This is a genomic window from Nocardia sp. Root136 (genome assembly GCF_001427185.1).
Lineage (GTDB): Bacteria > Actinomycetota > Actinomycetes > Mycobacteriales > Mycobacteriaceae > Nocardia > Nocardia salmonicida.
The window spans coordinates 394854-407996 of the sequence record NZ_LMFE01000011.1 but is presented as its reverse complement, the minus strand read 5'-3'; the positions used below and the strand labels follow the sequence as shown (position 1 = coordinate 407996).

The 13143-nt window shown below is 68.0% G+C and carries 14 protein-coding genes; 4 read left to right on the top strand and 10 right to left on the bottom strand.

Features of this window, described 5'->3' with window-relative positions; translation table 11 throughout:
• Positions 1-184: 184 nt before the first annotated feature.
• Positions 185-715, top strand: coding sequence for a hypothetical protein (locus tag ASD42_RS29500; RefSeq protein ID WP_056822668.1), 531 nt, complete (start codon positions 185-187; stop codon positions 713-715).
• Positions 716-717: 2 nt separating this feature from the next.
• Here the strand turns inward: ASD42_RS29500 and ASD42_RS29495 are convergent, their stop codons facing one another.
• The gene (locus ASD42_RS29495) at positions 718-1437 is read right to left on the bottom strand and encodes a pirin family protein (RefSeq protein ID WP_056822665.1); all 720 of its coding nucleotides are present in this window, start codon (positions 1435-1437) and stop codon (positions 718-720) included.
• Positions 1438-1636: 199 nt separating this feature from the next.
• Here ASD42_RS29495 and ASD42_RS29490 point away from each other — a divergent pair, with 199 nt between their 5' ends.
• Positions 1637-2965: an MFS transporter gene (locus tag ASD42_RS29490; protein ID WP_056822661.1), complete on the top strand. Its 1329-nt coding sequence runs from the start codon at positions 1637-1639 to the stop codon at positions 2963-2965.
• Positions 2966-2975: 10 nt separating this feature from the next.
• Here ASD42_RS29490 and ASD42_RS29485 read toward each other — a convergent pair whose 3' ends face one another.
• Complete coding sequence (locus ASD42_RS29485) at positions 2976-3212, bottom strand: hypothetical protein (protein WP_056822658.1); 237 nt, start codon at positions 3210-3212, stop codon at positions 2976-2978.
• Positions 3213-3304: 92 nt separating this feature from the next.
• On the opposite strand from ASD42_RS29485, the gene ASD42_RS29480 reads away from it, so the two are divergent.
• Complete coding sequence (locus tag ASD42_RS29480) at positions 3305-4828, top strand: DUF4185 domain-containing protein (protein WP_056822656.1); 1524 nt, start codon at positions 3305-3307, stop codon at positions 4826-4828.
• On the opposite strand, the gene ASD42_RS29475 is transcribed toward ASD42_RS29480, so the two are convergent.
• The 7 genes from ASD42_RS29475 to ASD42_RS29445 all read right to left on the bottom strand — a co-directional run bounded on the left by ASD42_RS29475 (position 4797) and on the right by ASD42_RS29445 (position 10498).
• The gene (locus tag ASD42_RS29475; RefSeq protein WP_056822653.1) at positions 4797-5687 is read right to left on the bottom strand and encodes a biotin-dependent carboxyltransferase family protein; all 891 of its coding nucleotides are present in this window, start codon (positions 5685-5687) and stop codon (positions 4797-4799) included. The two genes, ASD42_RS29480 and ASD42_RS29475, sit on opposite strands and share 32 nt — an antisense overlap.
• A 68-nt stretch (positions 5688-5755) precedes the next feature.
• A complete protein-coding gene (locus ASD42_RS29470; protein ID WP_056822651.1) occupies positions 5756-6430 on the bottom strand; it encodes a 5-oxoprolinase subunit B family protein in 675 nt (224 codons plus the stop codon).
• Between the two features lie 15 nt (positions 6431-6445).
• A complete protein-coding gene (locus tag ASD42_RS29465) occupies positions 6446-7195 on the bottom strand; it encodes a LamB/YcsF family protein (protein WP_056822648.1) in 750 nt (249 codons plus the stop codon).
• 99 nt (positions 7196-7294) lie between these two features.
• Positions 7295-8488 carry a sulfate/molybdate ABC transporter ATP-binding protein gene (locus ASD42_RS29460; protein WP_056822645.1) on the bottom strand — a complete coding sequence of 398 codons (1194 nt, stop codon included), beginning with the start codon at positions 8486-8488 and terminating at the stop codon, positions 7295-7297.
• Positions 8485-9330 (bottom strand): ABC transporter permease, encoded by an 846-nt coding sequence (locus ASD42_RS29455; RefSeq protein ID WP_131816842.1) that lies wholly within the window; start codon positions 9328-9330, stop codon positions 8485-8487. The genes ASD42_RS29460 and ASD42_RS29455 overlap by 4 nt, the downstream gene beginning before the upstream one ends.
• Before the next feature lie 20 nt (positions 9331-9350).
• Positions 9351-10103, bottom strand: a complete 753-nt coding sequence (modA, locus tag ASD42_RS29450; RefSeq protein ID WP_056822644.1) for a molybdate ABC transporter substrate-binding protein — start codon at positions 10101-10103, stop codon at positions 9351-9353.
• A complete protein-coding gene (locus tag ASD42_RS29445; RefSeq protein ID WP_056822641.1) occupies positions 10100-10498 on the bottom strand; it encodes a TOBE domain-containing protein in 399 nt (132 codons plus the stop codon). The genes modA and ASD42_RS29445 overlap by 4 nt, the downstream gene beginning before the upstream one ends.
• Before the next feature lie 138 nt (positions 10499-10636).
• Between ASD42_RS29445 and ASD42_RS29440 the strand changes: the two genes are divergently transcribed.
• The gene (locus ASD42_RS29440) at positions 10637-11452 is read left to right on the top strand and encodes a hypothetical protein (protein ID WP_056822639.1); all 816 of its coding nucleotides are present in this window, start codon (positions 10637-10639) and stop codon (positions 11450-11452) included.
• Positions 11453-11467: 15 nt separating this feature from the next.
• On the opposite strand, the gene ASD42_RS29435 is transcribed toward ASD42_RS29440, so the two are convergent.
• On the bottom strand, positions 11468-12931 hold the full coding sequence (locus ASD42_RS29435; RefSeq protein WP_235569875.1) for a CCA tRNA nucleotidyltransferase: 1464 nt from the start codon (positions 12929-12931) through the stop codon (positions 11468-11470).
• Positions 12932-13143: the final 212 nt, after the last annotated feature.

The window sequence follows — 13143 nt, the reverse complement described above, 5'->3', positions numbered from 1 at the left end:
GACTATTGTCAGCGCGGTTGTGCGGCTATAGGCTGTCCGGAACGGTCTTTTTCTCTCATGTCCTGCCGTTATGAAAAAGTTTCCCGCGCCACCGGGCCTTGATGGTCCACCCCTTACCGAGATTCGCCCAGAGCGAGCGAACTCCCAGCTACATCGAGCCACCGTCGACAGAGACGAGGTCGTGATGAGCACGTTGCACACTGATGAGGACAAGGGCGGGTATACGGCGGCCGAGGAGTACTCGGCCACCCAGGACGCTTTGGCGCGCTGTCGCCACTACCGCAAGCACCATGGCCTCTACGGCGTCGTCGACGCCGCACTGGGGCGGATCGTGCTCGAGATCGGCGCGGTCGGCGCGGTGGTGATGCCGTCCACGCTGGGCGAACGGGTCCGCGGGCTGCTCGTCACGCGCGGCCTGCGCTGCGGGCCGATCATCGCCCATCCACGGTCCGGTCGCTGGACCTTCCTCACCGGGCCGGTCGACAACTCCTACCTCGACACCGTGCTGTTCGCCGAGCTGTTCCGGGTGTGCGCCTCGGTCGCCTTACCGGGCAGCGACATCGTGCTGCCGTCGCCGGCCGACGAGCGCAGTGGATACCGCACCTGGATGCAGGCGCCCGACGGTGATTTCCGGCCGGATTTCGCGGCGATCGTCGCCGTGACCCGGACCAACGCCAAGTCGGCGACCTTGGCGCGCCAGCCGGGTTCGGCCTGAGTTCACCCGCCGCCGAGGCGCGCGTGCATCTCCCAGACCAGCACCTCGGCATCGCCGTGCGGACGGATCAACTGGCCGCCGGATCGGGTCAGCCGGATCGCGTCGCCCTGGGACAGGGTGCCGAGTCCCTCGACGTCGATCTCGCCGCGCGCGACGAAGACATGCAGGTAAGGCGCATCGGGAAGAGTCACACCGGGGCTGTCGGAGGTCATCCTGGCGACGTGCATGGCGGCGTGTGAGGAGTTGATCGCGATGGCGGTGCGGTCGCGATAGCGAGGTAGGCCCGACGCGACCGTCACCAGGTCGCCGCGTGCGAGTTCGTCATCGATCTCGAGTTGCTGGTAGCCGGGGTCGACGCCGGGCTCGTCGGGGACCACCCACATCTGCACGAAATGCACGGGCTCGTCGTGGGATCTGCCGTCCAGGCGCCACGAATCGTTCTTCTCGGAGTGCTGGATGCCGGTGCCCGCGCTCATCCGCTGGGCCAGACCCGGGTAGATGACGCCGTTGTGTCCGAGCGAATCCTGGTGCACGAGGCTGCCGCCGAGCACCCAGGTGACGATTTCCATGTCTCGATGCGGATGCGTGTCGAAGCCCTCGCCGGGCAGCACCACGTCCTCGTTGTTCACCAGCAACAGCCCGTGATGGGTGTTGTCCGGGTCGTAGTGCTCGCCGAACGAGAACGAATGCTTGGAGTCGAGCCACGGGATCCGCGTCTTCATCCGGTCGCCACCGCGGTGTAGTTCTAACCGCGGGGGTGTCGTCGATGGGGGCGTCACAGTTCAATTCTGGCACCAATCGCGGCGATGTACCGCTCACGGTGTGCGTGGTCCTCGGGCCGGTTCGCCGTGGCACTAGGGTCATGGCGTGTCGACTCATCCCTCTGACGGCTCGAATACGGCGGATGAGCAGCCGATCTCGATGAGACATCTGCTTCGCGACACCCGCGAGGTGATCCGTCGAAACCCGCGGATGCCGCGCCTCGCCCTGCTGCGCCTGGCCGCGCAGTTCGGTGACGGGATGTTCCAGGCTGCCCTGTCGGGAGCGATCCTGTTCAATCCGGAACGCGAGACCGATCCGCTGGCCATCGCCGCGGGTTTCGCGGTACTGCTGCTGCCGTATTCGGTGCTCGGGCCGTACGCGGGCGCGCTGCTGGATCGATGGGATCGGCGCAATGTGCTGCTGGTCGCGAGTGCGGCGCGGGCGATGTTGATCGCCACGGCCGCGATCACCTTGTTCGTCGGGGTGGGGGAGACGCCGCTGCTGGTGCTGGCCTTGGCGACGGTGGGGATCAGCAGGTTCGTGCTGGCCGGTGTGTCGGCGGCGCTGCCGCGAGTGCTCGAACAGCGCTGTCTGGTTCCGATGAACTCGGTGCTGGCGACGGTGGCCTCGGTGTGTGCCGGCATCGGCGCGGCGACATCGGTGTCGGTGATCGCGCTGATCGGCGCGGGTGACGCGGCCTCGTCGGCGGCGGTGGCACTCAGTGGCATCGGCTCCTTGGTCGGCGTGGTGCTGGCCTACGGATTCCGCCCGCATGTGCTCGGGCCGGATCGCGGTTCGGCCGAGACCGAGACCGCCGTGCACGCCATCGCGACCGGTCTGCGCACCGGCGCGCGGGCGGTCTGGCATTCGGCGCAGGTGACGACGGCGATGATCGGAATCGGCGCGCATCGCATCGTGTTCGGGATGAACACACTGATCATGGTCCTGGTGCTGCGTCAGCCGACCGGCAGCGACGAGATGAGCGGCGGGTTGGTCGGCTTCGGGGTCGCGATCGGGTTCGCGGCGGCGGGGATGCTGGTAGCCGCGATCGGCGCGCCGATCCTGATCCCGCGTCTCGGCAGACCGCGCACCGTGCTGCTCGGACTCATGACGGCGGTGATCGTGCAGCTCACGCTGGTGACACCGATCGCGCTGGCGACCGGCCCGGCCGTCGACGATGCGCACCGGCTGCTGCTGATCGGCGCGTTCGGGCTCGGCCTCGCCGGTCAGACGATCAAGCTGACCGGCGACGCGAGCATGCAGATCGACATCGTCGACGATCAGCGCGGGCAGGTATTCGCCCTGCAGGACACGGTTTTCAACGTCTGCTTCGTCTTGGCGATCGCGGTGACCGCGCTGGTGATTCCGGCCGACGGACGCTCCATCGGGGTCGTGCTGGCCGGCGCCGGGGTCTATGTGCTCGGCATCGCGGCCATCGCGCTCAATTCCCGTCGAGCCGGGGTGGGCCCAGCTGAACTCCGGGGATAGCCGAACACGCCTATGGCAGTACGCCATCGTCGCCGTTGCTGAGGGCGCCCGCGGGTTCCTGCGCGAGGACCGTGCGGTGGTCGACGGTCGACAGCGGGATGTCGGGGAGGAAAGCGTCGTAGTCGATGCCGGAGTCGTAGTCGACCCAGAGGGTGTCGACGACGCTCGTGTCGGCCAGTTCGTCGTGGCTCGACCAGTGGTGCACGACCGCGTCGCCGGTTCCGAAGACGTACTCGATTTCGCTCACATCTGCTTGGACGCACGGCAACAGCGATCGGTTCCGGTAAGTTCTCACAAGATCACAGGTGTTCCTCGCCGACACCGATTCCAGGGAGCCAGATGCGCGCAAGACCGGTATCGCACGGAACTGCCGCCGTGGGTGTGGCACTGTCCGCGATCCTCGCTGTTCCCGCGCAGGCGGGACCGTTGCCCTGGCTGCCGCCGCCGGTGAATATCTGCGGGGAAACGGGATTCGACCCGGTCAACCGGCTGCCCGACCCGGCCGCGCCGCCCGCGCCGATCCTGCCGCCGAGCATCGATATCCCGATCTGGGTGCCGCAGCTGACGCCGGTCCCGATTCCCGACCCGCCGCACGACAACACGCGCGTGGCACAGGTTCCGCTGCCCTCGGATCCGTGCCGCAATCCGTGCCCGGAGGTACGGGACACGCCGGAACCGGAACCGGAAAGTACCGACGAGACAACGTCGACCGGTTCGGCGGTCGCGTTGCCGCGGATCAGAATCAATCCGGAGATCGAGCCCATCCCGATCCCGGTACCCGGCGGCGCGGGCGAGCCGGCCCAGGAAGCACCCGAGCCGGTGGTCCGGCCGATCGAGCGGGGCCCGCTGGGCGCGCCGGTCATGCCGGCGAAGGTGGAGTCCGTGCGGCTCGTCGACCAGGTCACCGGGCACGGCTCGGCCAACCGGACCGATATGCGCTGGCAGGTCGACGGCACCGACCTCGGGCTGTTCTGGGAAACCGAACCGGGCAAGGTGGCCATGGTTTTCGGCGACACCTTCGGCGAGGGCTGGGCTTACGGCGGCGCGGGCTCCGATTCCGCCGACTGGCGATCGAATGTGCTCGCCTACAGCACCGACAAGGATCTGAGCGACGGGATCACCATCGACTCGATGGTGCAGGACAGCGCCTGTCACGCCGCCGAGCTCCTCGGCAGCCGCAAGATCAGGAACTGGGAGACCACCACGATCCCGACCTCGGGATTCGCGCTCGGCAAACGGCAGTTCATGAGCTACATGTCGGTGAACCACTGGTCGAAGATCCCCGGCATGTGGATGACGAACTACGGCGGACTGGCCTACTCCGACGACGGCGGCTCGACCTGGACCAAAGATCAGCATGCCCGCTGGGAGAACATGTTCGGGCTCGGACAATTCCAGGTGGCGGCGATGGTGCCGCACGGCGACTACGTCTACATGTTCGGCACGCCCAACGGCCGGATCGGGATGATCGGCCTGGCCAGGGTGCGCAAGGCCGACGTGCTCAACAAGACGGCCTATCAGTACTGGGTGGACGGTAATTGGGCTCCGGCGGCCCAGAATTCGGCGACACCGCTCGTGCAAGGCACCGCCAGTGAGCTGTCGGTGCGGTACGACGAGGAGAGCCGGCAGTGGCAGATGGTCTATCTCGACTCGGCCGCGGGCCAGATCGTGCTGCGGACCGCGGGCCGGCCGCAGGGCGCGTGGACATCGACGGTGCCGCTGGTATCCACCGAGATGTATCCGAAGGCGTACGGCGGTTTCATCCATCCGTGGTCGACCGCGCAGGATCTGTACTTCACGATGTCGGCGTGGGACAGCTACAACGTGTATCTCATGCACGCACGGTTGAATCCGCCACGCTGATCGCCGGTGCCGCCACGAACACCAGTTTTTCTCCCGGGCGAGCCTGCGCGACACGGTCGACATCGGTATCGAGGACGACGGCGATCACCGGGTAGCCGCCCGTGATCGGGTGGTCGGCCAGGAACACCACCGGCTGACCACTCGGCGGCACCTGCACCGATCCCAACGCGACGCCCTCCGAGGGCAATTCGCGCGTGACCGAACGCACCAGCGGCGGTCCGACGAGGCGATCCAGGCGCGCGCCGACCCGGTCGGTATCGGAAGAAACGATCCAGGAACCACGGAACAGCTGGTCGGGATCGGTGAACCAATCGGCGCGCGGGCCCGGACACGCCCGGATCGTGAGTAGTTCCGGTTGCCGCGGAACCGGCGCGAACTCTACGGTCGGAAGGGTGCGCGGCGGGGGCCCGACCGGTAACTGCGTGCCGATTGCCAGCGGGTCGGGGCCGATGCCGGACAACGTGTCGCGACTGCGCGAGCCGAGCACCTTGGCCACATCGATGCCGCCGCGCACCGCCACATAACTGCGCAGACCGGTGCTCGCCGAGCCCAATCGCAGCACCTGGCCCTCGTCGAGTTCGAGCACGCTGGCATGTCCGACCGGAGTGCCGTCGACGGTGGCGGGGGCGGGCGAACCGGTGACCGCGACAGTGAGGTGACCGTCGGCGCGCAGGGCGAGGCCGCCCAGCAGTACTTCGATGGCGGCGAAATTCTCCGGATTGCCGACCAGCCGGTTCGCCAGCCGCAGTGACCCGCGGTCGGCCGCGCCCGCCTGACCGACGCCGGAATCGAACCAGCCCTGTCTACCCAGGTCCTGCACCGTCGCGAGCGGCCCCACCCGCTCGATAAAGATCAGCATGCGATCTCTCCCCGATTCGCTGTCGAGGCGGCACACCATTGAGCAGCCATTGTTTTCCGCCGAAGCGGCTATTCCTCGGAAGCGACGAATCTGACCGCCGAACCCGCCCGCACCAGCGCGGGTGGATCTCGGTCCACCGCCCACATTCGCAGATCGGTGGTGCCGATCACTTGCCATCCGCCCGGTGTGCCGCGCGGATACACCGCCGAATATCCGCCCGCGAGTGCCACCGCGCCCGCCGGGATGGCCGTGCGGGCGTTGGTACGACGCGGCACCGCGAGCCTGCCGTCAGGCGAGGTGAGGTAGCCGAAACCGGGTGCGAAGCCCACGAACGCGCACCGCCAGACGGTGCCGGTGTGCGCCGCGATCACCGCCGGGATCGACAGGTCGAGCAGCCGGGCCACCTCGGGCAGATCCGCGCCGTCGTAGCGAACGGGAATCTCCACGACCGACTCCGTATCGGGCACTGTTCCACGGGAAACATCCGGCGAATCCGCTTGCGGTGGCTCGTGATCGAGCCGGTCGAGCAGCGCGACGAGTTCCCGGCGGACCTGCACGCCGTAGCTCACCGAATGCATGGTGACCAGCACGGTTTCCGCCGCGGGCAGCACATCCTCGACGCCGGCGATCGCGTGCACGCGCAGCGCCGAGGCAAGGCGCTGCACCGGGCGCGGATCGTCGAGGGTGATGAGCACGGCGCGGTCACCCGCGGGTCGGATCCGCGCGTTCCAATCGATGTCCATCGTGCCTCCCACCCCTCAGCTGAACGGCTCCACCGGTATTCCGGCTTCGTCGAGCGCTCCCCGAATCCGGCGAGCCATCTCGACGGCCGCCGGAGAGTCGCCGTGGACGCACACGCTGGCCACGGACACGGCGACCGTACCGGGACCGTCTACGGTACGCGCGGTCCCCGACAGCGCAAGAGTTGTCGCCTGCGCCACGGCGTCGTCGGCCGACAGCACCGCCCCGGCAACTCCGCGCGGGGCCAGCGAACCTGTTGCAGTGTAGGCCCGGTCGGCGAATCCCTCACCGACGAAACGCACGCGCTGCGCGGCACGTTCCAGTTCGGTGCCCGCCGGACCGAGCAGCGTGAGGCCCGGTTCTGCCTCGGCCACCGCGGCGACAAGGGCCTCGGCGAGCAGACGATCGCGCGCGGCCGCGTGATAGAGGGCGCCGTGCGGTTTCACATAGCGCACCCGATCGCCCGCGGCCCGCGCGAAGGCGGCGAGGGCGCCGATCTGATAGAGCACCTCATCGCGCAGATCGGCCGGGGCGATGGCGACATCGCGGCGGCCGAAACCCACCAGATCGCGATAGCCGACATGCGCGCCGATCCGCACACCCTTGGCCACCGCCAGTTCGCAGGTGCGGCGCATGATGGTCGGGTCGCCGGCGTGGAATCCACACGCGATATTCGCGCTGGTCACGATGTCGAGCATGGCGGCGTCGTCACCCATCCGCCACGGGCCGAAGCCTTCGCCCAGATCACTGTTCAGGTCCAGCGGCATGTGCTGCCCTCCGGTCTTCGCGGGTCACTCGCCGGGTATGTACCCCGGTAATTCGAGCATGAACGCACAGATTCATACCGTTATCACCGAGGGCGTGGTTCAGCAGGCGTACACGCGGACCTCGGTGGCCTTCACCGCGAAGTGCACCCGCGCACCGACGGTGAGCTGGAGTTGGGCGACGGCGGCCGGGGTCAGGTCGGCACACAGGCCGGGCGCCCGCGGTGCGTCACCGCGGACTCGGACGATGCCGCCGCGGTCGGTGATCTCCGCGATGTCGACGGTGAAGACGTTGCGTGGGCTGCCGCCCGGCCGGGTGCGGAACACCGACACCGCGGCCGGGGAGAACACCGCGGCAGCCCGGGCGCCGGGGACGAAATCGCCGACGACGCAGCCGTCGACGCCGAGGTCTTCGACGAGCACGGTCCCGAAGGTCGGGGCCGGATCGCCGAGGTGCGTCCGCGGCATCGGCGGTTCGCCTGCGCCTGAACTCGGCTGATCCCAGGACCGATCCTCGGCCGGCAGCGCTGACTCGACGCCGGTGCCGCGCAGGAGGTTGAGGCCGGCGATGCGGGCGGCGAAGGGGTTGCGAGGGTGCGACATCACCTCGGCGACCGGACCGGATTCGACGACGCGGCCTGCCTGAAGGACGACGAGGCGGTCGGCGAGGGTGATGGCGTCGATGATGTCGTGGGTGACCAGGACGGCGCAGCGTGGGTGGTCGCGGCCCGGTTCGTCGCGCAGGACGCGGCGCAGCAGGGTGCGCATAGCCGGGGCTACGTCTACGTCGAGGGCTGACATGGGTTCGTCGAGGAGCAGCAGGTCGGGGTCGACGGCGAGGGCGCGGGCCAGGGCGACGCGCTGGGCTTGGCCGCCGGAGAGTGCGCCGGGGTGGCGGTCGGCGAGGTCGGTGGCGTCGACCGCTGTCAGCCAGTCGGTGGCGATTCTTCGCGCGGCGGAGTTCTTCGCGCCGCGGCTGCGTGGGCCGAAGGCGACGTTGTCGAGCACGCTGAGATGGGGGAACAGCAGTGGATCCTGGGCGAGGAGGGAGACCGCGCGTCGATGTGGGGGGAGCGCGATGCCTTTCGCCGAGTCGGTGAGCGTGCGGTCGCCGAGTCGTACATGTCCTTCGTCGGGAACGATCAGCCCGGCGATCACCTGTAAGAGACTGGACTTACCCGCGCCGTTCGGACCGAGCACGGCCAGGACTTCGCCGGGGGCGACGTCGATCCGCAGGTCGAGATCGCGGGCGGCGATCCGCGCTGAGACCGAGAGCCCGGTCGAATCCCTGGTCACTTCGCACCGCCGATCATCGGCGCGTCACCGGTCGTCCGGGTGCCGGCGCTGCGGAGTTGTGTGCCGGGGATCGGACTGGTGCGACGGTAGGCGAGCAGGACTATCAGGACGGCGACGATGATCAGCACCACCGAGAGCGCGACGGCCGCATCGGGATCGGCTTCGCGCTGGAGGTAGATCTCCAATGGCAGGGTGCGGGTACGCCCCTGCAGGCTGCCTGCGAAGGTGAGCGTGGCGCCGAACTCGCCGAGCGCGCGGGCGAAGGCGAGGACCGCGCCGGAGATCAGGGCGGGGCGAAGCAGGGGCAGGGTGATCCGCCACCAGACCGTGCTCGGGCTCGCACCGAGCGTCGCGGCGATCTGCTCGTAGCGACTACCCGCCGTCCGCAACGCCCCCTCGATCGTGAGCACCAGAAAAGGCAGTGCCACAAAGGTTTGCGCCAGGACCACCGCGGTCGTGCTGAACGCGATATGAATTCCGGCCGCCTCCAGATGTTCGCCCAACAGCCCACGCCGACCGAACACGTAGAGCAGCGCGATACCACCGACCACCGGCGGTAATACCAAGGGCAGCAACACCAGTGCCCGAAGTACCGGCAGCCCACGCCATCGAGCCCGTGCCAGCACCGCGGCCATCGGCACCCCGAACACCACACACAACGCGGTGCTCGTCGTCGCCGTTCGTAGGCTCAACCACAATGCTTCCCTTGATGCTTCGGTAGTCACGAGTTCGACGAATCGCCCCCACTCGACCCCCCAGGCCAACGCCGCCAGCGGAAGCACCACCAGCGCGAACCCGACTACGGCGGGCACCAGCAACCACCGGGGCAGCCCGGTGGTCACGCGGCGCCGACCGTCACCGATCACGGCGCACCGAACCCCGCGGCGGCAAGGGCTGCTCGGCCGGTGGGCCCGGTGACCAAATCGGAGAACTTCCGCGCGTTCGCGGCCTGCTTCGAATCCGCCACCACCGCAATCGGATACGTGTTCACCGCAGCCGCCGCCTCGGGTACCGCGACGGTGCTCACCTTCGCGCCCGCCCCCGACGCGTCGGTGACGTAGACCAACCCGGCGTCGGCTTGTCCGGAGGTCACCTTGGTGAGGACGTCGGCCACCGAGGATTCCTCGCTCACGGGACGCAGCGTGGTACCCGCGGCATCGGCGACCTTCTTCGTTGCCCGGCCACACGGGACCTGGGGGGCGCAGACGACCAGGGTGGCGTCAGCGAGGTCGTTGATCCCGTTGATGCCCTTGGGGTTTCCCGCAGCGGTGACCAGTGTGAGGACATTGGTGGCGAAAGTGGTGGGCGTAGCGGTGATCCGACCACTGTGGACCGCCTTGTCCATGGTCGGCTGGTCGGCCGACGCGAAAACATCGGCGGGAGCACCGGCTTGGAGTTGCGCGGCCAGGTCGGACGATCCCGCGAACGAGAACTGCACGTCCACATCAGGATTGGCTGACTCGAAGTCCTTCTCCAGATCGGTGAAGACGCTCTTCAACGAGGCCGCGGCGAACACCGTCAGCGTGGATTTCTCTGTGTCGCCACTGTTCTCACCCCCACAGCCGCTGGCCGCGAGCACCACCAGCGCGGCACCGACCGCGACCCGGCGGATCATTCGGCGGCCTTTTCGACCACCACGGTCGTGGCCTTCACGCTCGCCAGCGCGACGCTGCCCGGCTCGAGCCCCAGCTCGCGTACCGATTCGCTGCTCATCAGCGAGACCACCGTGAAAGGACCGCATTGCATCTCCACCTGTGCCATCACCGTGTCCGACACGACGCGGGTGACCAGACCGGGGAACCGATTGCGTGCCGAGCTGGCACTACCCACCTGGGTATGTGGCGTGCGCGCCTGGTCGACGGCGTGTTCGGCGAGCTCCCTGCCGTCCAGCACCAGGCGGCCCGCGGCATCCTTGGTCGCCGTCAGCGCGCCCGTATCGATCCAGCGACGCACCGTGTCGTCGCTGACGCCGAGCAGATCGGCCGCTTCCTTGATTCGCAGTTTCGCCACGCGATCAGGATAGTTCCGCAGATTCGGACATAACAAGAAAACAACTCCGCACCTTCGGAAAGAACAGGTCGTGATATCCCATAATCGGGTCACACTTCATGGCCACCGACGATTCGGCCAAGTACGCTCATAGCCATCATGGCCACGTATTTCGATCCGAAGTCCTGGTCACTGGCGGGCGCTGTCGATATGGGCAAACGCCTGCTCGACCCGTCTTGGATCGACCAGTGGCTCGGCTTCACCACGTCCTGGGCCGATCCCGTCGCCGACCTGGGCTCCGGCACCGTCACCGCGCTCATGCCCGATGTGCTGATGACCGTGCTCAGCGAGGGCATCCTCAGCCGTTTCGGCGGTCAGGAGATCAGCGCCACGCTGCTCGAGCACGACCTCACCGCCACCCTCGACTCGTTCAAGCTGCGCAGACGCGGCGCTCACTTCCAGAGCAAGACGGTGCTGTCGAACCTGGTGTGGGACTCGCACCCCTTCGACACGGTCACCGTGGTCGCGCACGGCGTGCGGCTGATTCCCGGTGTGCCGACCAAGGTCCGGGTTCAGCAACTCGACATCGAGGGCACCATCGGGATCGGCGCGATGGCCGAATGGGTGGACGCCCAGAACCTGGACTGGCGGGTGCGGCTCGACGAACGCGGACACATCGTCGCGACGCATCGCACGCGCAAGATGCGGGCGGTCGTCGACGGGCAGGTCTACGACAACCTGCTCACCCTCGACATCCGCAGGGCCAGTTGGTACGGCATCCGGCTCCCCAAACGGGTCATCCCCGCGCCCGCGCTGCTGCTCGACGACCTACCCAACCGGGCGAGCATTTCCTACGCGCACCGTCGCGGCGACGTGGTGAAATTCCGGCTCGAATTGCCGGAGATTACCGGCTCGTTCGACCTGACCCAGATCCGCGACGCCATCATCGCGGGCACGACACTGATCGTCTTCTGATCAGTTCTGCTGGGCTCAGTTCTGCTGGGCCCACCACGCTTGGAGGGCCGCTTCGGCCTCTTCCCGCGTCATCGGACCGCGGTCGAGGCGCAGGTCTTTCAGGTACTTCCACGCTTTACCCACCTGCGGACCCGGCGGCAGCCCGAGCAATTCCATGATCGCGTTGCCGTCCAGGTCGGGTCGCACCCGGGCCAGATCCTCCTGCTCGCGCAGGGTCGCGATCCGCTCTTCCAGCTCGTCATAGGTCGAGCTCAGCGCGGCGGCGCGGCGCTTGTTGCGCGTGGTGCAGTCGGCGCGCACGAGCTTGTGCAGCCGATCGAGCAGGTCGTCGGCGTCGGTGACATACCGGCGCACCGCCGAATCCGTCCACTGGCCCTTGCCGTAGCCGTGGAAACGCAGGTGCAGGAACACCAGGCGCGCAACCTCTTCGGTGAACGCCTTCGGGTACTTCAGCGCCCGCATCCGCTTGCGCACCATCTTCGCGCCGACCACCTCGTGATGGTGGAAGCTGACGCCGCCCGCCGGCTCGTTGCGCTTGGTGTCGGGCTTGCCGATGTCGTGCAGCAGCGCGGCCCAGCGCAACACCAGGTCGGGGTCGCCTTCCTCCTGGTCGATCGCCTGCTGCAGCACGGTCAGCGAATGCTGATACACGTCCTTGTGCTGGTGGTGCTCGTCGATCTCGAGCTTCATCGCGGGCACCTCCGGCAGCACCCGCTGCGCCAGACCGGTGTCGCACATGAGGTTGATGCCGTCGATCGGGTGGTCGGCGCCGATCAGCTTGTCGAGTTCGGCGCGCACCCGCTCTGCGGTGATCCGGTCGATCTGATCGGCCATCTCGACGATCGCCGCCCGCACCCGCGGCGCCACCTGGAATCCCAGTTGGGCGACGAAGCGCGCGGCCCGCAGCATGCGCAGCGGATCGTCGTCGAACGAATCCTGCGGCGCCGCAGGAGTGTCGAGCACGCCCTCGAGCAGCGCGTCGATGCCGTCGAGCGGATCGACGAATTCCAGCGACCCGTCGGCGGCGATCTTGACCGCCATCGCGTTCACCGTGAAGTCGCGGCGCACCAGGTCGCCCTCGAGGGTGTCACCGAACGTGACCTCCGGATTGCGCGAGACCCGGTCGTAGGTATCGGCGCGGAAAGTGGTGATCTCGAGCTGCTGATCGTCCTTGGCCGCACTGACCGTGCCGAACGCGAGGCCGCCCGTATCCCACAGATGGTCGGCCCACCCCCGCATCAGCTCCTGCACAACCTCCGGCCGCGCATCGGTGGTGAAGTCCAGGTCGTTGCCGAGCCGACCGAGCACCGCGTCACGCACACTGCCACCGACGAGATAGAGGGTATGCCCCCGCTCGGCGAACATCCCCCCCAACGGCGCCAAAACATCATTGAGCTGCCCCAACGTCACCGCCGCCCCCGCCAGCAGGCGAGCACGACGATCCGCCACAGCATCAGGGACAACATCGGGAGAAACCACATAGGCACTTTACCGACCCCGTCGAATCGTTTCCCCCCAGTCCACCACCGCCCTCCAACCCCCCACCCGAGCCCGCCACAACCTCACGACCAACCCCGAAGTCCCACAACCACACACCCAGCCCCAGCCACACCACCCACCCCGAAGCCCCCACAACCACACACCCAGCCACACCACYCACCCCGAAGCCCCCACAACCACACACCCAGCCA

Bases quoted from the DNA above. Each gene is read 5' to 3' on its own strand.
- ASD42_RS29490 (WP_056822661.1), top strand. From the start codon at position 1,637: ATGAGACATCTGCTTCGCGACACCCGCGAGGTGATCCGTCGAAACCCG.
- ASD42_RS29475 (WP_056822653.1), bottom strand. From the start codon at position 5,687: ATGCTGATCTTTATCGAGCGGGTGGGGCCGCTCGCGACGGTGCAGGAC.
- ASD42_RS29495 (WP_056822665.1), bottom strand. From the start codon at position 1,437: ATGAAGACGCGGATCCCGTGGCTCGACTCCAAGCATTCGTTCTCGTTC.
- modA (WP_056822644.1), bottom strand. From the start codon at position 10,103: ATGATCCGCCGGGTCGCGGTCGGTGCCGCGCTGGTGGTGCTCGCGGCC.
- ASD42_RS29500 (WP_056822668.1), top strand. From the start codon at position 185: ATGAGCACGTTGCACACTGATGAGGACAAGGGCGGGTATACGGCGGCC.
- ASD42_RS29480 (WP_056822656.1), top strand. From the start codon at position 3,305: ATGCGCGCAAGACCGGTATCGCACGGAACTGCCGCCGTGGGTGTGGCA.
- ASD42_RS29440 (WP_056822639.1), top strand. From the start codon at position 10,637: ATGGCCACGTATTTCGATCCGAAGTCCTGGTCACTGGCGGGCGCTGTC.
- ASD42_RS29465 (WP_056822648.1), bottom strand. From the start codon at position 7,195: ATGCCGCTGGACCTGAACAGTGATCTGGGCGAAGGCTTCGGCCCGTGG.
- ASD42_RS29470 (WP_056822651.1), bottom strand. From the start codon at position 6,430: ATGGACATCGATTGGAACGCGCGGATCCGACCCGCGGGTGACCGCGCC.